The sequence below is a fragment of the Spartinivicinus marinus genome (genome assembly GCF_026309355.1).
Taxonomy (GTDB): Bacteria; Pseudomonadota; Gammaproteobacteria; order Pseudomonadales; family Zooshikellaceae; genus Spartinivicinus; species Spartinivicinus marinus.
This window is the reverse complement of sequence record NZ_JAPJZK010000001.1, coordinates 1,214,916-1,234,320: the sequence shown is the minus strand read 5'-3', so window position 1 is coordinate 1,234,320 and position 19,405 is coordinate 1,214,916. Positions and strand designations below refer to the sequence as shown.

The window sequence follows — 19,405 nt, the reverse complement described above, 5'->3', positions numbered from 1 at the left end:
AATGGTTGTTAACCAGCTTTACTGAATTGTAAGGCTGATTGTCAACTGCTTCATTACTGAACTGAGTGTAATGCCAGCAGATTTGGTATTGCTTGTTGCTAGTCAATATAACGCATAGTTAAGCGCTAATCTGTTTATACCTTTACACATGCATCTACTTTATACCAGCCGCTTTCGTTCATTAGAAGGCGGGATGGATAGAGACTCACGATACTTGGCAATTGTTCGTCTTGCCACTTTGATGCCTTGCTCTTCCAGTAAGCTTGCAATTTTGCTGTCACTTAATGGTTTTTTAGGGTTCTCCACTGATACTAATTTTTTAATAATAGCTCGGATAGCCGTAGATGAGCACTCCCCTCCTGATGAAGTACTAACATGGCTCGAGAAAAAATATTTCAGCTCAAAGATACCTCGTGGTGTATGCATGAATTTTTGGGTAGTCACCCGGGAGATAGTAGATTCATGCATACCGACTGCTTCAGCGATATCGTGAAGGACTAGTGGCTTCATTGCCTCTTCGCCATACTCTAAAAAACCTCGCTGATGCTCAACAATGCGAGTCGCAACTTTCATTAGCGTTTCATTGCGGCTTTGTAAGCTTTTTAAAAACCAACGGGCTTCTTGCAAGTGGTTTTTCAGGTAAGTGTTATCTGAACTGCTATCAGCTCGCTTAACCAGTGATGCATAGTTGTTATTAATGCGCAGCTTCGGCGTCGCTTCGGCGTTGAGCTCTACCAACCAGCGGTCATTATGCTTTCTGACAAATACATCAGGAATCACATATTCTGTTTCGGATGACTGGATATCGGCTCCAGGTTTTGGGTTAAGAGCTTGAATCAATTTAATGCTTTCGGCTAGTTCTTCTTCTTTAAGCTTAGTACGACGCATAAGCTGATTGTAGTCATGATGACCCAACAAACCTAAGTATTTGGCTACAATCAATCTGGCGTTATCAAGAAAAGGAGTATCTTCAGGTAAGTGTGATAGCTGAATCTGTAAGCATTCCTGCAAGCTTCTTGCAGCAACACCAACGGGATCAAAGTGTTGGAGGCGCCTTAAGACTATCTCCACTTCCTCTAGGGACATTTCTAATTCTGGATCTAAGCCTTCCCAAATCTCTTCAGTGCTACAACTGAGATAACCATCATTATTGATTGCATCAATGATAGCAATTGCTACCAAACGGTCATTATCTGACATGGGGGTTAAATTAAGCTGCCAATCCAAATGACTATGTAAGGATTCAGTGGTGCCATTGCGGTTGCTGAAGTCATACTCGTCATCATCTGCTGGAGCTGAGCTGATAGGGGCTGAAGATGTCTGGTAGATATCATCCCAGGCGCTATCAACGGGAAGATCATTGGGAATTTCTTCTGACCAGCTGGTTTCTTCTGAGCCATCATGACTGCTTTCTGATGTACTGCTGTCGTCTTGGCTTTTGGTGGAGTCCGAACCATTTAGGCCCGAACTGTTGAGCTGCTGAGGATCGTTGTCATCACTGTTTGTTGATGAGTTGTTATCAGACTCATCAGTCAGCTCAAGCATTGGGTTGGATTCAAGCGCCTGTTGAACTTCTTGCTGTAAATCCAATGTGGATAGTTGGAGTAATTTTATGGCTTGCTGCAGCTGCGGTGTCATCGTCAGCTGCTGGCCAATTTTCAAAACCAGGGATGGCTTCATTGCTAAACAATTACCTTATAGTGCAATCGTGCCTGTTTTGATTTGGCAAAGTCAACAACAATGGAAGTGAATTCAAAAGCGGTTACCTGAGTTGCTGCTGAACAAGCGACTGAATGTTTCCATTGCACCTATTATTGATTTATTGATTTCAATTGTGTGTTTATTTCAGTTGTTTACAGTATTGCTATTGTTGTTTCTTGTACTGGCTTTTTAACTGAACTACTCAAAATTATATGAGTATCCTTGCCAGTTGTCTTATATTTTAAAGTCGTGTCCGAGGTACACTTCTTTGACTTGTTGGTTGGTCATTACCGTTTGGGCATCACCCTCTGCGATAATGTGTCCCTCACTAACTATGTATGCATTCTCGCAAATATCAAGTGTTTCTCGAACATGGTGATCAGTAATCAGTACACCAATACCACGGTCTTTCAGGTGCCAGACAATATCTTTAATGTCTTTCACCGAAATTGGGTCAACCCCAGCAAAAGGCTCATCAAGTAGGATGAAAGAAGGCTCAGTTGCTAAGGCTCTGGCAATTTCTACCCGGCGGCGCTCTCCACCAGATAAACTCATACCCTTACTGTCTTTTATATGGGTGATATTGAACTCTTCAAGTAGTGAGTTAAGTTTTTCTTGGCGTTGCTTCCGATTGAGCTCTTTACGGGTTTCTAAGATAGCCAGTATGTTTTCAGTAACAGTTAACTTACGAAAAACAGAGGCTTCTTGTGGTAAGTAGCCAATACCTGCTTGGGCTCGTCCATGCATGGGGAAGTGAGTGATATCTTGTTCATCAATCCAGACGCTGCCATGATCTGATTGGACTAAACCAACTATCATGTAGAAGCATGTGGTTTTTCCCGCACCATTAGGGCCTAGTAGGCCAACTACCTGACCACTTTTAATTTGCAAGGATACATCTTTTACAACAGCACGGCCTTTATAACTTTTGGCAAGGTGCTCAGCTTTCAATATACTCATATACGACTATTGTTTCTTTTTGCTACGGGGTTGCAGTACCATTTCAACGCGGCTTTCATTGGTTTTACCGCCTTTGGCATTCACTTTCTGGGTTTTGGCAAAGTAGTCTATTTGGCTGCCAGTAAAGGTATTTCCTTCTTGGAATAGTTTGGCATTAGTGATTACTTCTACTTTTTCATTGGTAGCGTAGTATTTGATCGTGCGGCCATAAGCTTTAATGAGTTCTTTGTTTTCTGCTGGCTTTTCCCGGTAGTGAGCAGGACGACCTACTGCAACAATTTTGTTAATGCCATTACTGTCTGAATAAAGAGTGACTTTATCACCTCTTATTTGAATTGTACCTTGGGTAATAATGACATTGCCGGTGTAAATGTATACACCAGACTTATCATCAATATCAGCACTTTTGGCTTTAATATTGATGGGCTTGTCTTTGTCATTGGGAAGTGCCCAGCTTAACAGGCTAAGCCCTGCAGCTGAGATAGCAATAATCCCTACAATCAAATTACTGATTAACTTCATAGTGTCCCCTGACATTAGAAAACAGTTGAATTCTATCTTTTGCTAAAAATGCCCGCATGCCAACCCCTTGGGTGATAGAGCCATTGGGGGATGTTATCACAACTGGGTGCTGAGTATCGGCGACTTCTTCCTCGGCATAAAGGGTTAAAAAGTCGGTTTTTAGTAAAGTGCCAAGTTCACCATTGGACTTAAGCTCTTTGACTCTGACCTGGTCAGATAGCTCAAGGATATCGCCACCAGGTAATAACCGCCCATGTCTAGCCGTGGTTTTCCATTGATCGCTACTATTTGCCTTGTATAAGTCAATATTGGGTTGTGCTAACAAAGACACGTCATTATGAGGGTAATGACTGATCTTATCTGCAATGAGTAAGTAATCTTTATTACCCTCTAAAGTAAATTGAGTAACACGAGGGTTTATTAAGTAGTAGTCTGGTGCTTGCTCAAGGTTATCTGCTAAAGGTTCATTTGAACTGGGCACTGGTGTTGAGGATGTGCCAAACGCAAGATAACCGCAGTAGGCAATTACTAGAATAGCAATTAAGCTAATAATACTGCTTCGATTCATTCGCTTGCCTGCATATAAGGCGTGAGTGCTGGCTGTAAGGTATTTTGTGCGCTCATAATGAAGTCGCAAACTTCTCTTACTGCACCTGCTCCCCCTAGTGTTTGAGTGACACCATCAGCATGCTGTTTCACCAGCCAATAACCATTGGGAACAGATAGGCCCAAACCTACTTGCTGAATGGCTGGTAAGTCAGGTAGATCGTCACCTAAATAAGCTATCTCATTCCAATCTAACTGAAGCTGTTGGCGTATTTCATTTAAAGCGACTCGCTTGTCTTCTCGGCCTTGCAATAACAACTCAATGCCTAAATCTTTTGCACGTTTTGCCACAACTGTCGTTTCTCGGCCCGTTATAATAGCAACTTTTACCCCTGTAGACTGGAGCATTTTGATGCCATGGCCATCTAAAATGTTAAAGGTTTTAAATTCTTGACCATCAGCAGTAAAGTACAGTCGACCATCAGTCATTACCCCGTCTACATCAAGCCCAAGAAGTTTAATCGCTTGTGCTTTGACTATTAATTGTGGATCAAGGTTCATACAACCCCTGCTTTGATAATGTCGTGTAAATGAATGACGCCTTCAATTTTGTTTTGTTGATTGACAACGACCAGGTTGGTGATTTTGTGGTCTTCCATAATATTTAAGGCTTCTGCCGCTAACATGTCGGCATTTACTGTTTTGCACTGAGTTGTCATAACCTGACTGATTGGAGTTGTATGGAGGTTGAGCTCCTGGTCTAAAACTCGGCGTAAATCACCATCGGTAAAAACACCCAATAGCTGGCTTTGTGAGTCAGCAATAGCTGTCATTCCTAGCCCCTTTTGGGAAATAACAATTAAAGCTTCCTTTAAAGGTGTTGATAAACTAACGATAGGAAGCTGTTGCCCAGTATGCATAATATCTGTGACTTTAAGTAGAAGCTTCCGGCCTAGACTGCCGCCAGGGTGTGAAAAGGCAAAGTCTTCTGGTGTAAACCCTTTGGCCTCTAGTAGTGCAATTGCTAAAGCATCGCCTAGTACTAAGCTGACTGTAGTACTTGAGGTGGGTGCTAAGTCCAGTGGGCAGGCTTCTTTTTCTACATAGGTATCTAGGTTGACATCAGCTGCTTGGGCTAATGCTGAATTTTCATTACCTGTCATGCTAATCAAAGGAGTGCCTAGCCGCTTCAATAGAGGGATTAACATGACTAACTCTGCGGTGTTACCTGAATTTGACAAAGCGAGTACTACATCATCAGCGGTAATCATGCCCATATCACCATGGCTGGCTTCACCAGGGTGAACAAAAAATGCAGGAGTACCTGTGCTGGCAAGCGTTGCCGCAATTTTATTGCCGATATGGCCTGATTTGCCCATGCCAACGACGACAACTCGGCCTTTACAGTTCAGCATTATTTGGCAGGCTTGAGTAAAAGTACCATCGATACGGGGGATCAGTTTATCAATAGCGTCTCGCTCACTTTTAATGGTGCGAATGGCGGACTGAGCAAAATCAATATCGTGTGACATAGTTCCAGTAATGTTGTTGCTTTGAGGTGCAAATTATTTGGTATTTGTCGTAATTGAGCAAGGTAAAATATTCGACCGATAAACAGTTAGAGAAAGCTAGCTACTACAAAGTCCAAATCTACAGCTGATAATAGCAAATATCGACAGCTGGCAATACTACTTGAGACCGCGTGTTTTGAACTAACGATCGTTTAGGTTGGTAAGAAGAGAAAACAGCTCTAATTGCTGCTGAGAGGTAGCTGTATGGAAAAGGGTGAAAAAGGTGGCTGAATCTCGCTCTACGTCATGAATATTGATTCAAAATTAACCACTGCATTAGTTGCTAATTGTAGCTTGGTCAGCATATTTAATTTAGGAATATTTATTATTATAAAATAACTAAAAAATTTTCCTTATTCATCAGTTATTGTATGAATTGGATAGGCCATTCCCTCGACTTATCCCGCAGGCTTGAAAGCAAACTGGGTTACTTATACAGTCAAAATGAAAAATGCGATCTGGTATTAAGAAATAGCTAGTTATTTTATTTTACGGTCTTTGCTATCTGGGGTGATGACTATTTAATTGATGAGTGCTAATTAAATTATTTTAACACTTTGATAGGTGATTTTTAAATTTTCTAATTATTTGGTGATTGCCCGAAAATTTATTTCTTAGCGTAAAGGCTAAACACTGTTACTGCTTTGTTTTTTTGTGGCAGTAAAAATACGAGGTTATACTCCCCATGCTGATAAAAAATATTGGCGCTATTGCATTAGTTGGCGCATTAAGTGGTCTAGGGTTTGCCGGCGAGCAGCCACCTGCTTGGATTACAGTAGATGATGAAGCTTATCAATTAGTCAAAGAAGGAATGCCAAACTTATTTTCTGGTTATGAAACAGAGCAAGGTTTGATTGATCGGTTAACAAATATTAGTCAGGGTAAAGTCCATATTGTTGCTATTCATCCTAAGAAAGTTCCTACACTAAGTTTGTATTTGCATATGAAGCAAAAGCGCTGTGGTGGTTTTATTCAGCATGAAACTGCTGAAGCGGCAATCTCAGGTGTTGCAAATGCATTCAACCCGCCAACCTCAGTTGCAGCTATTAACTACCAAATCAGTGAAGATGAAATGGTAAGGAAACTGATTGCTCAAACCAAAGAAAGCAGTATTCGTGCAACTATACAACAATTGTCGAGTTATCATGATCGATACTATAAAAGTAAAACGGGTGTTGAAGCTGCCAACTGGATTAAAGGTTTTTGGCAAAAACTGGTTGGTGAAAAAAGTGGCATATCAGTAAAAACGGTTGATCACAATGGCTGGGAGCAACCCTCTGTGGTAATGACCTGGCAGGGCTCGGAAACACCTAATGAAATTGTTGTGATCGGTGGACACTTAGATTCAATTAATGGTCGAGGAAATACGCGGCTGAAAGCACCAGGGGCAGATGATAATGCTTCTGGTATTGCAACGATTTCTGAAGTTATTCGGGTGCTAGTAGAAAGTAATTTTAAACCGAAAAAAACCATAAAGTTCATGGGGTATGCGGCAGAAGAAGTGGGGTTGAGAGGGTCTGCTGAAATTGCTCGCCAGCATAAAAACCAAGGAGCTAAAGTGGTTGGTGTTATGCAGTTAGATATGACTAACTATAACGGCTCTCAAGATGACTTTAATTTGGTGTCTGACTATACCAGTGATAAGCAAAATAAGTTTATCGCTGAGTTAGCAAAAAAATACTTGCCACAATTAAAGGTTGGCTATACTCGTTGTGGTTATGGGTGTTCAGATCATGCATCATGGCATAATAATGGGTTCCCGGCATCAATGCCCTTTGAAGCTAAGTTTAATCAAAGTAATAGAAGTATCCATACAGAGCGAGATACCTTAGGGCAAATGGGAGGCAATGCGAATCATGCATTGAAATTCTCAAAGTTGGCTACAGCGTTTGTAGTAGAAATGGCTAAGCATGCGGATGATGGTAACCCTCAGCCACCTAAGCCTGATCCAGATCCAAACCCGGATGATGGCAAGTATAAGCAGCTATCTACAGGAAAAGGTACTTGTTTAGGCATTCTCTCCGATAGCGGTAAAACAGGAGTCCGGGCCAGTTCAGGTGACTGTACTGGAGCAGCTAGTCAATTATGGAGCATTGATAGTAAAGGTCTGGTTCACCCTAAGCATGCGCCAAGTAAATGTTTGATAATGCGTAATTGGAAAAAAGGTGTGAATACCGCAGAGCTAGGGGAGTGTAAGTCAGAGCAGCTAAATCAACGCTGGCAATTGGATGGTGGTCGAATCAATAACGTAGCATACCCTAACTTTTATTTGACACATTTTGGGCGTTATTATGGCGATTGGACAGGGGTATGGAAAAAATACAAAAGCGACTATCAACAGTGGAGCTGGAAAAATAAGTAACAGAAAATTGAACCGCGTGTTAAATGAATAATAGGCGCAAGTTTGATTTGATCGAAAAATGGACAATAATGTGGTGTGTTTTAGACGCTGGCTATTCAAGCCAGCTTTTTTGTAGTATTTCTTTCCGCGTATAAAAATAAAAAATCTGTTTGCTATTTAATAAATAGGAAAGATACCTATTCGACCCTCTTCTAGATCATGCTATTCTCCGCGACGACTGTATAATTACTGTTCAGGTTGTGGTGTGAGCGTAGTTTAACTTTTACTAAGTTTACTAAAGTAGTGTTACCATACCTCGCAAGACGCATATTTAATAAACGACTGGTGCTGATAAACGTGTTGTTGATGGATAAGGTGATCGCCTGATGACGGCTCATGATAATAACTTTGTAGAAATCAAAGGGCTTAGCTATCGTCGCGGAGATCGGGTTATTTTTGATGACATCAATATTGATATTCCTCGTGGTAAAGTAACGGGCATTATGGGGCCTAGTGGTACGGGAAAAACCACACTGCTCAGATTAATTGGTGCTCAACTAAGGCCAGAATCAGGAGATATCTTTGTTGATGGGCAAAATGTACCTAAGTTGTCTCGAAATGAGTTATTTGAGCTGCGCAGCAAAATGGGCATGCTATTCCAAAGTGGTGCTTTATTCACAGATATGAGTGTCTATGAAAACGTAGCCTTTCCGCTTAGAGTGCATACTGAGCTGCCTGAAGCGATGGTGCATGATATTGTATTAATGAAACTTCAAGCTGTGGGCTTGCGAGGAGCAAGAGACTTAATGCCCAGTGAGCTATCCGGGGGGATGGCTCGTCGCGTTGCTTTAGCTCGGGCAATTGCGCTAGACCCTGTAATGATAATGTATGATGAACCATTTGTTGGTCAGGACCCTATCGCAATGGGGGTGTTGGTCCAATTGGTTCGTATGTTAAATGATGCCTTGAATTTAACCAGTATTGTGGTATCCCACGATATTCATGAAACAGCAAGTATTGCGGATTATTTATATTTGATTAGTGATGCCAAAGTAATTGGGCATGGTACGCCAGAAGCGTTATTGAATTCAGATGACCCTAGAATTACCCAGTTTATGCAGGGCTTGCCTGATGGCCCGGTACCTTTCCACTACCCAGCACAAAATTATGCTGATGATTTGATGGGAGGGGGTATTTAGTGATTCATGATTTTTGGGCTTTTTTACGTCGACTCGGACAAGCAGGGTTACTCAAAGTAGAAGCGATTGGTCGCTCAGGTATTTACTTGATGCTTGCTATTTTTGGTCGCTCAGGTTTTGGCTCTAAATTTCAGCTATTACTCCAGCAACTGTATTCTGTTGGTGTGCTATCGCTCATTATTATTGCTGTTTCAGGCTTATTTATTGGCATGGTGCTTGGCCTGCAAGGTTATAATATTTTAGTTCGTTATGGCTCTCAAGAAGCCGTTGGACAAATGGTAGCTCTAACCTTGGTGCGTGAGCTGGGGCCAGTTGTTACAGCGCTATTATTTGCAGGACGAGCTGGCTCGGCGTTGACTGCTGAAATTGGGCTAATGAAAGCCACGGAGCAGCTGTCTAGTATGGAGATGATAGGAGTTGATCCATTAAAAAGAATTGTTGCTCCCCGTTTTTGGGCTGGATTTATATCCATGCCATTACTGGTCGCCATCTTTAATATGGTTGGTGTCGTAGGTGGTGCTGTGGTTGGCGTAGATTGGCTTTCGATTGATGAAGGCTCTTTCTGGGGTAATATGCAACAAACAGTGAACTTTGGTGATGATGTGGTAAATGGCATTATTAAAAGTTTAGTGTTTGGTTTTGTTGTTACATGGATTGCGGTTTTTCAGGGTTATGACACTCTTCCTACTTCGGAAGGCATTAGTCGTGCAACTACAAAAACCGTTGTTTACTCGTCCTTGGCTATCCTTGGGCTCGACTTTATCTTAACTGCAGTTATGTTTGGAGATTTATAAGATGCGCATGAGAACGGTGGAGATCAGCGTCGGTGCGTTCATGCTAGCAGGGATTTTTGCCCTGGTGATGCTAGCACTTAAAGTGAGCGGCTTGTCTATTGAAAATAATCAGCAAACTTACCGGGTTCATGCATTCTTCGATAATGTCGGAGGACTAAGCCTGCGAGCCAAGGTTTCAATGAGTGGAGTGACTATTGGGCGAGTTGTTGATATTAAGCTTGATAAAGAACAATATCGAGCCAAAGTGGTAATGGATATTCATAGTGATGTTAAAAATATCCCACTGGATAGTACCGCTAGCATATTAACTGCTGGCCTTTTGGGGGAGCAATATATAGGTATTAGTGTGGGTGGGGAGGAAGAGTTTCTGGATGATGGTGATGAGTTCGAAGACACCCAGTCTGCATTGATTTTGGAAGATTTAATAGGAAAATTCCTACTAAATACGGTTAAACAAACTGATAGTAATTAATTGGTTTAAGGAAGCGCTATGAAAGTGATGTCTCAATGGTTATCAAAGCAGTGGTTATCGAAACTAGTGTTAGCTTTTAGCTGGCTTGCAGCTGTCATGGTTCTAGCTCCTGCTTATGCTGATGAAAGCCCGGATGCAACAGTCAAAACAGCAACAGATAAAATGCTGGCAGTGATTAAAGCAGGTAAGCAAAGTCATAAACAAACACCAGACAAGTTTTATTCACAGTTACTAGCAGTACTTGAGCCTGTGGTTGCTTTTGACGTAATTGCTCGTGGAGTAATGAGTATTAAATACTCTAAAAATGCCTCAGACAAGCAAGTTGTGCAGTTTACTGAGGCATTTAAAATGAGCATGGTTGAGTTTTATGGCAAAGCACTGTTGAAATATGACAATGAAAAAATAGAAGTGCACCCAGTAAATAAAGCGACCCTCAAGAAAAAGAGAGTACCTGTCAACATGACAATTCATGCTGCTGATGGGGTTACTTATCCACTGACATACACCATGTTCAAAGACCAAAAGGCTGATCAGTGGAAAATGCGTAATGTAATTGTCAATGGCATTAACATTGGCAAACTATTCAGAACTCAATTTTCTGAAGCGATGCAGCAGAATAAAGGTGACTTGCAGCGGGTTATCAATAACTGGACTGATATTATGAAAACTGCAAACGAGAAGGGTAAGTCTTAGTGGTTGAGGGAGAAGTACTTTCAACTGCTCCTGGCCAGTTAAAATTGGTTGGGCGTGTAACCTTTGGGGCTGCAGTCAATATTGAGCAGCAAGGACGTGAGCTATTAATTAAGCAGACTGGTAGTTGTACAGTGGATTTGGCTGAGGTCGAAGAAGCAGGCAGTGCAGCCTTATCAGTATTACTTTCCTGGATGCGTCAGTCCCATCACCTGTCTATAAGCTTATCTATAGTCAATATGCCTATTGATCTCTATGATTTAGCTAGGGTCAGTGGTCTAGATGCTGTGTTGCCAATTCAGCAGTCATAAACCAGCGACTTATTACAGAGCCTTTTGGAAAGAAACGGGTACCTTCAGAAATGGAGGCTTATCTAAAGTTGCAGTAGCCTTTCCCTCTTTGTTCAAAACCTTTCCTATTTTGGTGTCAAAATAGGAAAGGACTTCCAAAAAGGTGTGTCAGTTTTCGCCTTTTTGCTTGTTTTTATATATCATAACCGCCCTTTCTTGAAGCAGTAACTTCATAGCAGATTATTATTTAAACATACTGATATTTAAATATTTAGAAGGCACCCAGGTATAACCTTTATTTTAAGGGTGCTCATGATCAGGAGAAGACAAGTGCAGGCATTAGAGGTTAAGCAGCTATTAGAATCAACTTTACCTAATACTGAAGTTGTGGTGGAAGGAGAAGGCTGTAACTTTCAATTAACATTAGTCAGTGATGAACTAATGGCACTTTCTCCTGTAAAGCGCCAACAGCAAGTTTATGCACTTTTAAATGAGGCCATTACCTCTGGTGCGATTCATGCAGTGACTATGAAGTTTTTTAGTGTGGCTGACTGGCAAGCTCAAGCTTAATAGTCCAGTAAACAACACAGCCTGACTACATTATTGAAGTAACAAATTAACGGGAGCATGCATGGATAAACTGATTATTTCCGGTGGAGTAAAACTTGATGGTGAAATTCGAATTTCAGGTGCAAAAAATGCTGCACTGCCCATCTTAGCTGCTACGCTCCTGGCTGATGAGCCTGTTACTGTTTGTAATTTACCTCACTTGAATGACATTACCACAATGATTGAGCTATTTGGCCGCATGGGGGTCGAACTAGTGATTGATGAAAAGCTCAATGTGGAAGTGCATGCTAATACAATTAAAAGCCTTCACGCACCTTATGAACTAGTTAAAACCATGCGTGCTTCAATTTTGGTTTTAGGGCCCATGGTCGCTCACTTTGGTCGTGCTGAAGTGGCTTTACCTGGTGGCTGTGCTATCGGAAGCAGACCCGTTGATTTGCACATCCGTGGTTTGGAAGCAATGGGTGCTGATATTAAAGTTGAAGATGGCTATATCAAAGCGAGTGTTGATGGACGCTTGAAAGGAGCCAAGATATTTCTTGATACAGTTACAGTAACTGGTACTGAAAACCTGTTGATGGCTGCCTGTTTAGCGGATGGAGAAACTATCATTGAAAATGCTGCTAGAGAGCCTGAAGTAGTTGATCTTGCGCACTGTTTGATAGAAATGGGCGCTAAAATTACTGGCCATGGTACTGACACTATTCGAGTTCAAGGAGTGGAGAAATTATCTGGCTGTCACTACTCGGTACTACCAGACCGTATTGAAACAGGTACCTATTTAATTGCAGCTGCTGCAACTGGTGGACGGATCAAAGTTAAAGATACAGCCCCTGATACCCTTGATGCTGTACTTGTAAAACTAAAAGAGGCTGGTGCTCACTTAGAAGTGGGTGAAGATTGGATTGAGCTTGATATGAAAGGGCGTCGTCCCCAGGCTGTCAGTTTGAAAACAGCTCCGTACCCAGCTTTTCCAACAGATATGCAAGCCCAATTTACAGCGATGAATGCGGTAGCAGAAGGCACGGGTCGTATCACCGAAACTATTTTTGAAAACCGCTTTATGCACGCTTTAGAAATGATTCGCATGGGGGCGGACATGGTAGTGGAAGGGAATACAGTGATTGTGACAGGCGTCCCTTATTTAAAAGCAGCGCCAGTAATGGCGACAGATTTACGGGCATCAGCTAGTTTGGTTATTGCTGGCTTAGTTGCAGACGGTGACACAGTCGTTGATCGCATTTACCATATTGACCGAGGTTATGAGTGTATAGAAGAAAAACTTCAGTTATTGGGCGCTAAGATAAGGCGGACACCTTCCTAACGTAGTTGAAACCACGGCATGAAACAATCAATCATGATCGCCCTTTCTAAAGGGCGAATTTTAAAAGAAACTTTACCTTTATTAAAACAAGCTGGCATAGAGCCTACCGAAGACCTTAATAGTCGCAAGCTAATTTTTCCTACCAACCACTCTCATATTAATTTACTTATTGTTCGTGCTACTGATGTTCCTACCTATGTAGAGTATGGTGCTGCTGATATGGGGGTGTCTGGTAAGGATGTGTTGCTTGAGCACGGTAGTCAGGCCCTGTATGAGCCTCTCGATTTAAAAATTGCCGAATGCAAACTGATGACTGCAGGGCCGATAGGGCGAGAGCCTGGATCTGGTCGGCTTAAAGTGGCGACCAAGTTTGTCAATATTGCCAAGCGCTATTACGCCGAGCAGGGTAAGCAGGTAGATATCATTAAATTGTATGGCTCTATGGAGCTGGCTCCATTAGTGGGCTTAGCTGATAAAATTATTGATGTGGTTGATACAGGGAATACGCTCAGGGCCAATGGGTTGGAACCACAAGAACTGATAGCGCATATTAGCTCTCGGCTAGTAGTCAATAAAGCAGCGATGAAAGTGAAGCTCCACGAATTAAAGAAAATTATAGATGGGCTCAAACAAGCTGTACTAAACACAACTAATAACCAGTAAATTAGTGTTACAAAAGTAGTACCATTATTTAAGAGGTTCCAATAGTGTCTGGTGTGTCTATTACCCGGTTAAACTCGTCGGCTGAGTCGTTTAACCAGCAGCTAGATGAGTTGCTTAAGTGGGAAGCCGTTTCTAACCTTAATGTTAATCAAACTGTTGCAGAAATCATCGCTCAGATCAGGCTGCATGGCGATGAAGCATTAATAAAATATACCAACCAATTTGACCGCCTTTCAGTTAATTCAATAAATGAGTTGGCTATCTCTCCTGAAGCATTGCAAGCCGCGTTAGAGCAAATATCCCCTGAACAAAAGCAAGCACTCATAGAAGCTGCAAACCGAATTCGTCAATATCATGAAGAACAGAAAAGCTGCTCATGGCAGTATGCTGAGCTTGATGGAACCATTCTTGGCCAGCAGGTGACACCCTTGGACCGAGTAGGTGTTTATGTCCCTGGAGGTAAAGCGGCTTATCCTTCTTCAGTATTGATGAATGTGATTCCTGCTAAAGTTGCAGGAGTAAAAGAGGTGATCATGGTGGTGCCGACCCCTGATGATCAAGTTAACTCACTAGTGTTGGCTGCTGCAGCAATTGCTGGAGTAGATAAGGTCTTTCGAGTGGGGGGAGCTCAGGCAGTAGCAGCTCTAGCGTATGGCACTGCAACCATCCCCAAAGTCGATAAGGTAGTGGGACCTGGTAATATTTATGTGGCAACAGCAAAGCGAATGGTATTTGGTCAGGTTGGCATTGATATGATTGCTGGGCCATCTGAGATTCTGGTGGTCTGTGATGGCCAAACCAACCCTGATTGGATTGCAATGGATTTGTTCTCCCAGGCAGAACACGACGAAGATGCTCAAGCGATTTTAATTTCACCTGACAGCAGCTACTTAGAGGCAGTTGAAAGAAGTATTAATAAGCTGTTACCTGAAATGGAGCGAGCAGAGATTATTCGTCAGTCGCTATCTTGTCGAGGTGCTTTAATTCAAGTTACAGATATTGATGAAGCCATCGAGATTACTAATCGTATTGCGCCTGAGCACTTAGAACTATCAATTGAAAACCCTGAACAATACCTACCTGTGATTCGTCATGCCGGGGCCATTTTCATGGGGCGACATACCCCTGAAGCTTTGGGTGATTATTGTGCCGGTCCCAATCATGTGTTGCCTACCTCTGGTACTGCACGTTTCTCATCTCCGCTAGGTGTTTATGATTTTGAGAAGCGCTCTTCTATTATTCACTTTAGTGCCAAAGGTGCAACAAAAGCTGGCCAAGTGGCTTCAGTGCTGGCCAGAGGCGAAGGGCTAACCGCTCATGCCCGTTCTGCTGAGTTTCGGATCGATAAGCAGAGCATGGGAGAATAAATATGCCACAAAAAGAACTTGATCAAGCAGTCCAGGCACGAGTAGAAAAGTGGATTCGATCTGATATTCAGTCGCTTAAAGCTTACCAGGTTGCTGATGCTTCAGGGCTAATCAAGCTCGATGCAATGGAGAACCCTTATATTTGGGGAGAGGAGCTAAAACAGCAGTGGCTAGCGGAAATGCAGCAACAGTCGCTGAACCGTTATCCAGATCCAGCTGGAACAAGAGTTGTTGCTGGATTAAAGGAAGTGTTTGGGATAGATCAGCGCTATGAATTACTGTTAGGTAATGGCTCAGATGAACTGATTCAAATCATTATTGCGGCGTTGGCTGCTGATAATTTAACAGTGTTGTCACCTGAACCCAGCTTTGTTATGTACGAAATGATTGCCAAGTTCCTTAGGGTCAACTACGTGGGAGTCCCGCTGGGTAATGACTTTAAGTTGGATTTGACAGCAATGCTGGATGCAATCGAAGCTTATCAACCAGGTGTGGTTTTCCTGGCCCAGCCAAATAACCCAACAGGTAATTTATTTGGTGAGGAAAAGGTACGTCGAGTAATAGAGGCATCACCTGGTCTGGTAGTGATTGATGAAGCTTATTTGGCTTTTGCAGAATGCAATGCTCTGACACTGCTAGCAGATTATAGCAACCTGTTGGTCATGCGTACCTTATCTAAAGTAGGGCTGGCTGGTTTAAGGTTGGGCTTTTTAGTAGGGCATCCAGGCTGGATCACTGAGCTTAATAAAGTAAGGCTGCCGTACAATATCAATCAGTTAACTCAGGCTAGTACTCAGTTTGCACTGGCAAACTATCACCAGTTAGCTGAACAAATAAATCAGCTTGTAACAGATCGAGAGCAGTTGTTTGAGTCTCTTCAGCAGCTTGAGGGAATTACCGTCTGGCCAAGTCAAGCCAATTTTCTTTTATTCCGAAGCCATACAATACCTGCTAAAGAGTTGCATCAAGCACTCATAAAAGAACGCATCTTAATTAAATGTCTTGATGGAGTTCACCCGTTGCTTACTGGTTGCTTAAGGGTGACAGTAGGGGCGCCAGCAGAAAACGAAGCTTTTCTTAAAGCACTAACTGCAATTTTGTCATGAGTCTATACCAACTTAATTAACCAATGAGAGAGCCTCATTGGTTAACCTTCTTAGCGCCTTGGTTTTGCCCTGGGTTTGAAGCTTGGTCGCTGACCAATCACTGATTCAACAACGAGCTTTTGTCCATTTCTGACTGCCTCAATTACAACCTGTTCTCCAGGCTGCATTAGTGCTACTTGTTGCATAACTTTGCGACCAGCTTTAGTCGACATGCCATTGATTTCGGTGATGATATCTCCTCGCTGTAAACCTGCTTGATGTGCTGGTCCGTTGCGATAAACGCCAGTGATCAAAATGCCTTCTTTATTTTTTAAGCCAAAAGCATCTGCAAGCTCTGGTGTTAGTGACTGGGCTTCAATGCCAAGCCAGCCTCGAATAACTTTGCCATGTTTAACAATAGACAACATGACATCACGAGCAATTTCTGAGGGGATAGCGAAGCCAATTCCTTGAGAACCACCTGACTTTGAGAATATAGCTGTATTTATACCAATCAAGTCACCATAGGCATTAATCAGCGCACCACCTGAGTTACCTGGGTTAATAGCTGCATCAGTTTGAATAAAGTCTTCGTAAGTACTGAGGCGTAATTTATTCCGTCCTGTAGCACTAATAATACCCATAGTAACGGTTTGTCCCACCCCAAATGGGTTGCCAATGGCCAGTACAACATCACCAATATCCGCATTTCTGGAGCGTGCTAAGGTAATGGCGGGTAAGTCTTTCATATCAATTTTTAACACAGCCAGATCTGTGTCTGGATCGGTGCCAATCACTCGAGCACGGGTGTCTCTACCATCTTGTAAAGCGACAATAATTTCATCTGCACCTTGAATAACATGATTATTGGTAACCACATAGCCTTCTGGGCTCATAATGACACCAGAACCTAGGCTGGATTGCATCCGCTGATGGTTGGGCATTTGGTCATAACCAAAAAAGTCTCGAAAGAATGGGTCATCAAAAATAGGATGGCGATGCTCGCGGATAATTTTGGTGGTATAGATGTTGACTACGGCAGGCGCTGCTTTTTTTACCGCATGATTGTATGACACAGGGCCTGAAAGGGTTGGAGTTTTATCTGTTTTGTGATTGGTTGAAGATGCACGAGAGCTGTCGCCAGTATAACTGGCTGGTGTGACTCCATCGCTATAATCAACTTGAGTCAAATGGGGAGTAGGTGTAGTAGATTTTCTGGTTAATTCAGGGAACTGCTGGAGAATCACCAGTGCTAGCAACACACCAGAAATAGTAGGCCAGGTAAGAAACTTGGTAAGTTTTTTCATGCATAACCCTATTTGCGGATACACTTTATGCAAAACTAAGTAGTGTTGTCCTCAAGTTGTCTCGACTAAATGCCTTGCTATTATACGGGCTATTGTCCTCGTGTGTCATCTCACATGTAATTTTGTTTGGAGGTAATTTTTATACAATGGCTATATCTCGCCAATCTTTGCTCGACTTTTTAGGTCAGACATTAGAGCCTCAGCTGTTCAAAGACTATTGCCCAAATGGACTTCAAGTAGAAGGAAAAGATCAAATTAAAACGATTGTTACAGGTGTAACAGCATCGTTAGCACTTATAGAAGCAGCAATAGAGAAGAGTGCTGATGCCATAATTGTGCATCATGGCTATTTTTGGAAAGGAGAAGCACCTGTTATAACTGGGATGAAAAAACGCAGGCTTGAGTTACTCTTTAAACATGAAATTAATTTATTTGCTTATCACTTACCACTAGATGCTCACCCAGTGCTGGGGAATAATGTACAGCTTGCCAATCAACTCAACTTTATCCCTGAAACTGGTCTGGAGCAGGATAATCTAAGAAGCATTGGCTTGGTAGGAAGCTTAGCTGAGGCTCTGTCTCTTTCTAAGCTTGGTGAACAAATTCAGGTAACACTTGGGCGTGAGCCGTTGTTGATATCAGGAGGAGATCAGCCAATTAAGCGAATTGCGTGGTGTACTGGTGCCGCACAGGGTTTTATTGATCAAGCAATTACTCATGGTGTTGATGCTTATTTAACGGGGGAGATTTCAGAGCCTACGGTCCATACTGCTCGAGAGATGGGCGTTCATTTTATCGCAGCTGGGCATCATGCGACTGAGCGTTATGGAGTCAAAGCGCTGGGGGAGCATATACAACAGCAACTTGGTATCAATCATTACTTTATTGATATAGATAATCCTGTTTAATACAACTCCTGTAGCAGTGAAATAGCTCAGCTAGATATATCTATATTATTTATTTGTATAGATAGCATACTTCTTATAATTACTTTTAATTTGTTATATTAGTCTGCAGAGAAAAGTACCTGCAAAACGGGTGCTTCACTCCACTAATCATCAAGCTCCATAAGATAAGCTTTGTGGGTACCCAATGGCGGCAAAAAAGCAGACTCATTTAAGCCAGCTCGAGGCTGAGAGTATTCATATTATAAGAGAAGTGGCGGCTGAGTTTGATAACCCAGTAATGCTTTACTCTGTTGGCAAAGATTCAGCGGTTATGCTGCACCTGGCGATGAAAGCATTCTATCCAGGCAAGTTGCCATTTCCTCTATTGCACGTAGATACGACCTGGAAGTTTAAGGAAATGATTCAGTTTCGGGATCAACGAGTGAAAGAGTTAGGGTTGGAGCTGCTTGTTCATACTAACCCTGAAGGTATTGCACAAAAGATCAGCCCATTTGTGCATGGCAGTGCTAAACATACTGATGTCATGAAAACCCAAGCGCTAAAGCAGGCGCTTGATAAGTATGGCTTCGATGCTGCTTTTGGTGGCGCACGTCGCGATGAAGAAAAGTCTCGGGCCAAAGAGCGAGTTTACTCTTTCCGTGATCAGAACCATCGTTGGGACCCTAAAAATCAACGCCCAGAGCTATGGAATATTTATAACGGCAAAATTAATAAAGGCGAAAGCATCAGAGTTTTCCCCTTATCTAACTGGACAGAGCTGGATATTTGGCAATATATCCATTTAGAAAATATTCCTATTGTTCCGCTATATTTTGCCAAGCCAAGGCCGGTGGTCAATCGTGATGGCGTTGACATTATGGTTGATGATGAACGAATGCCGCTGGCTGAGGGTGAAAAACCTGAGATGAAAAACGTCAGATTTCGTACGCTAGGCTGTTACCCTTTAACTGGTGCCGTTGAGTCAACAGCAACTACTTTGCCAGATATTATTCAGGAAATGCTATTAACAAAAAGCTCTGAAAGGCAAGGCCGGGTTATTGATCATGATAGTGCCGGCTCAATGGAAAAGAAAAAGCAGGAAGGCTATTTCTAAAC

The 19,405-nt window shown here is 42.3% G+C and carries 20 protein-coding genes; 13 read left to right on the top strand and 7 right to left on the bottom strand.

All coding sequences use genetic code 11. The features are described 5' to 3' along the window. Nucleotides 1-159: 159 nt before the first annotated feature. The 6 genes from OQE68_RS05810 to OQE68_RS05785 form a co-directional block, all read right to left on the bottom strand. The gene (locus OQE68_RS05810; RefSeq protein ID WP_180567748.1) at nt 160-1,680 is read right to left on the bottom strand and encodes an RNA polymerase factor sigma-54; all 1,521 of its coding nucleotides are present in this window, start codon (nt 1,678-1,680) and stop codon (nt 160-162) included. Between the two features lie 255 nt (nt 1,681-1,935). Continuing rightward, nucleotides 1,936-2,661, bottom strand: a complete 726-nt coding sequence (gene lptB, locus OQE68_RS05805) for an LPS export ABC transporter ATP-binding protein (RefSeq protein WP_180567747.1) — start codon at nt 2,659-2,661, stop codon at nt 1,936-1,938. Between the two features lie 6 nt (nt 2,662-2,667). After that, nucleotides 2,668-3,183: a lipopolysaccharide transport periplasmic protein LptA gene (lptA, locus tag OQE68_RS05800; RefSeq protein WP_180567746.1), complete on the bottom strand. Its 516-nt coding sequence runs from the start codon at nt 3,181-3,183 to the stop codon at nt 2,668-2,670. Next, nucleotides 3,167-3,751: an LPS export ABC transporter periplasmic protein LptC gene (gene lptC, locus OQE68_RS05795; protein ID WP_180567745.1), complete on the bottom strand. Its 585-nt coding sequence runs from the start codon at nt 3,749-3,751 to the stop codon at nt 3,167-3,169. Before lptC ends, lptA begins: the two co-directional genes overlap by 17 nt. Next, nucleotides 3,748-4,290, bottom strand: coding sequence for a KdsC family phosphatase (locus OQE68_RS05790; RefSeq protein WP_180567744.1), 543 nt, complete (start codon nt 4,288-4,290; stop codon nt 3,748-3,750). The genes lptC and OQE68_RS05790 overlap by 4 nt, the downstream gene beginning before the upstream one ends. Further along, entirely contained in the window at nt 4,287-5,261 is a 975-nt protein-coding gene (locus tag OQE68_RS05785) for a KpsF/GutQ family sugar-phosphate isomerase (protein ID WP_180567743.1), read from the bottom strand. Before OQE68_RS05785 ends, OQE68_RS05790 begins: the two co-directional genes overlap by 4 nt. Before the next feature lie 724 nt (nt 5,262-5,985). Here OQE68_RS05785 and OQE68_RS05780 point away from each other — a divergent pair. From OQE68_RS05780 to hisC, 11 genes are all read left to right on the top strand, one after another. Continuing rightward, complete coding sequence (locus OQE68_RS05780; protein WP_180567742.1) at nt 5,986-7,662, top strand: M20/M25/M40 family metallo-hydrolase; 1,677 nt, start codon at nt 5,986-5,988, stop codon at nt 7,660-7,662. A gap of 365 nt (nt 7,663-8,027) precedes the next feature. Beyond that, the gene (locus OQE68_RS05775) at nt 8,028-8,840 is read left to right on the top strand and encodes an ATP-binding cassette domain-containing protein (RefSeq protein WP_180567741.1); all 813 of its coding nucleotides are present in this window, start codon (nt 8,028-8,030) and stop codon (nt 8,838-8,840) included. Then, a complete protein-coding gene (gene mlaE, locus OQE68_RS05770; RefSeq protein ID WP_180567740.1) occupies nt 8,840-9,634 on the top strand; it encodes a lipid asymmetry maintenance ABC transporter permease subunit MlaE in 795 nt (264 codons plus the stop codon). The genes OQE68_RS05775 and mlaE overlap by 1 nt, the downstream gene beginning before the upstream one ends. A gap of 1 nt (nt 9,635) precedes the next feature. Then, a complete protein-coding gene (mlaD, locus tag OQE68_RS05765; RefSeq protein ID WP_180567739.1) occupies nt 9,636-10,106 on the top strand; it encodes an outer membrane lipid asymmetry maintenance protein MlaD in 471 nt (156 codons plus the stop codon). A gap of 18 nt (nt 10,107-10,124) precedes the next feature. Continuing rightward, nucleotides 10,125-10,799: an MlaC/ttg2D family ABC transporter substrate-binding protein gene (locus tag OQE68_RS05760; protein ID WP_180567738.1), complete on the top strand. Its 675-nt coding sequence runs from the start codon at nt 10,125-10,127 to the stop codon at nt 10,797-10,799. Then, entirely contained in the window at nt 10,799-11,107 is a 309-nt protein-coding gene (locus OQE68_RS05755; protein WP_180567737.1) for an STAS domain-containing protein, read from the top strand. Before OQE68_RS05760 ends, OQE68_RS05755 begins: the two co-directional genes overlap by 1 nt. A gap of 291 nt (nt 11,108-11,398) precedes the next feature. Beyond that, a complete protein-coding gene (locus tag OQE68_RS05750; protein ID WP_219339970.1) occupies nt 11,399-11,656 on the top strand; it encodes a BolA family protein in 258 nt (85 codons plus the stop codon). A gap of 61 nt (nt 11,657-11,717) precedes the next feature. Further along, the gene (murA, locus tag OQE68_RS05745) at nt 11,718-12,980 is read left to right on the top strand and encodes a UDP-N-acetylglucosamine 1-carboxyvinyltransferase (protein WP_180567736.1); all 1,263 of its coding nucleotides are present in this window, start codon (nt 11,718-11,720) and stop codon (nt 12,978-12,980) included. An 18-nt stretch (nt 12,981-12,998) separates the two neighbouring features. Next, nucleotides 12,999-13,643, top strand: coding sequence for an ATP phosphoribosyltransferase (gene hisG / locus OQE68_RS05740; protein WP_180567735.1), 645 nt, complete (start codon nt 12,999-13,001; stop codon nt 13,641-13,643). 44 nt (nt 13,644-13,687) lie between these two features. Beyond that, on the top strand, nt 13,688-15,010 hold the full coding sequence (gene hisD, locus OQE68_RS05735) for a histidinol dehydrogenase (RefSeq protein WP_266195549.1): 1,323 nt from the start codon (nt 13,688-13,690) through the stop codon (nt 15,008-15,010). A gap of 2 nt (nt 15,011-15,012) precedes the next feature. Further along, the gene (hisC, locus tag OQE68_RS05730; protein WP_180567734.1) at nt 15,013-16,116 is read left to right on the top strand and encodes a histidinol-phosphate transaminase; all 1,104 of its coding nucleotides are present in this window, start codon (nt 15,013-15,015) and stop codon (nt 16,114-16,116) included. A gap of 50 nt (nt 16,117-16,166) precedes the next feature. On the opposite strand, the gene OQE68_RS05725 is transcribed toward hisC, so the two are convergent. Further along, nucleotides 16,167-17,402, bottom strand: a complete 1,236-nt coding sequence (locus tag OQE68_RS05725) for a S1C family serine protease (protein WP_180567733.1) — start codon at nt 17,400-17,402, stop codon at nt 16,167-16,169. 146 nt (nt 17,403-17,548) lie between these two features. On the opposite strand from OQE68_RS05725, the gene OQE68_RS05720 reads away from it, so the two are divergent. Then, nucleotides 17,549-18,310 carry a Nif3-like dinuclear metal center hexameric protein gene (locus tag OQE68_RS05720; RefSeq protein WP_180567732.1) on the top strand — a complete coding sequence of 254 codons (762 nt, stop codon included), beginning with the start codon at nt 17,549-17,551 and terminating at the stop codon, nt 18,308-18,310. A gap of 184 nt (nt 18,311-18,494) precedes the next feature. Beyond that, nucleotides 18,495-19,403, top strand: a complete 909-nt coding sequence (cysD, locus tag OQE68_RS05715) for a sulfate adenylyltransferase subunit CysD (RefSeq protein WP_180567731.1) — start codon at nt 18,495-18,497, stop codon at nt 19,401-19,403. Nucleotides 19,404-19,405: the final 2 nt, after the last annotated feature.

What these genes read in the sequence shown, in the direction of transcription:
- OQE68_RS05810 (WP_180567748.1), bottom strand. Translation starts at nt 1,680, where the DNA reads ATGAAGCCATCCCTGGTTTTGAAAATTGGCCAGCAGCTGACGATGACA.
- lptB (WP_180567747.1), bottom strand. Translation starts at nt 2,661, where the DNA reads ATGAGTATATTGAAAGCTGAGCACCTTGCCAAAAGTTATAAAGGCCGT.
- lptA (WP_180567746.1), bottom strand. Translation starts at nt 3,183, where the DNA reads ATGAAGTTAATCAGTAATTTGATTGTAGGGATTATTGCTATCTCAGCT.
- lptC (WP_180567745.1), bottom strand. Translation starts at nt 3,751, where the DNA reads ATGAATCGAAGCAGTATTATTAGCTTAATTGCTATTCTAGTAATTGCC.
- OQE68_RS05790 (WP_180567744.1), bottom strand. Translation starts at nt 4,290, where the DNA reads ATGAACCTTGATCCACAATTAATAGTCAAAGCACAAGCGATTAAACTT.
- OQE68_RS05785 (WP_180567743.1), bottom strand. Translation starts at nt 5,261, where the DNA reads ATGTCACACGATATTGATTTTGCTCAGTCCGCCATTCGCACCATTAAA.
- OQE68_RS05780 (WP_180567742.1), top strand. Translation starts at nt 5,986, where the DNA reads ATGCTGATAAAAAATATTGGCGCTATTGCATTAGTTGGCGCATTAAGT.
- OQE68_RS05775 (WP_180567741.1), top strand. Translation starts at nt 8,028, where the DNA reads ATGACGGCTCATGATAATAACTTTGTAGAAATCAAAGGGCTTAGCTAT.
- mlaD (WP_180567739.1), top strand. Translation starts at nt 9,636, where the DNA reads ATGCGCATGAGAACGGTGGAGATCAGCGTCGGTGCGTTCATGCTAGCA.
- OQE68_RS05760 (WP_180567738.1), top strand. Translation starts at nt 10,125, where the DNA reads ATGAAAGTGATGTCTCAATGGTTATCAAAGCAGTGGTTATCGAAACTA.
- OQE68_RS05750 (WP_219339970.1), top strand. Translation starts at nt 11,399, where the DNA reads ATGATCAGGAGAAGACAAGTGCAGGCATTAGAGGTTAAGCAGCTATTA.
- murA (WP_180567736.1), top strand. Translation starts at nt 11,718, where the DNA reads ATGGATAAACTGATTATTTCCGGTGGAGTAAAACTTGATGGTGAAATT.
- hisG (WP_180567735.1), top strand. Translation starts at nt 12,999, where the DNA reads ATGAAACAATCAATCATGATCGCCCTTTCTAAAGGGCGAATTTTAAAA.
- hisC (WP_180567734.1), top strand. Translation starts at nt 15,013, where the DNA reads ATGCCACAAAAAGAACTTGATCAAGCAGTCCAGGCACGAGTAGAAAAG.
- OQE68_RS05725 (WP_180567733.1), bottom strand. Translation starts at nt 17,402, where the DNA reads ATGAAAAAACTTACCAAGTTTCTTACCTGGCCTACTATTTCTGGTGTG.
- OQE68_RS05720 (WP_180567732.1), top strand. Translation starts at nt 17,549, where the DNA reads ATGGCTATATCTCGCCAATCTTTGCTCGACTTTTTAGGTCAGACATTA.
- cysD (WP_180567731.1), top strand. Translation starts at nt 18,495, where the DNA reads ATGGCGGCAAAAAAGCAGACTCATTTAAGCCAGCTCGAGGCTGAGAGT.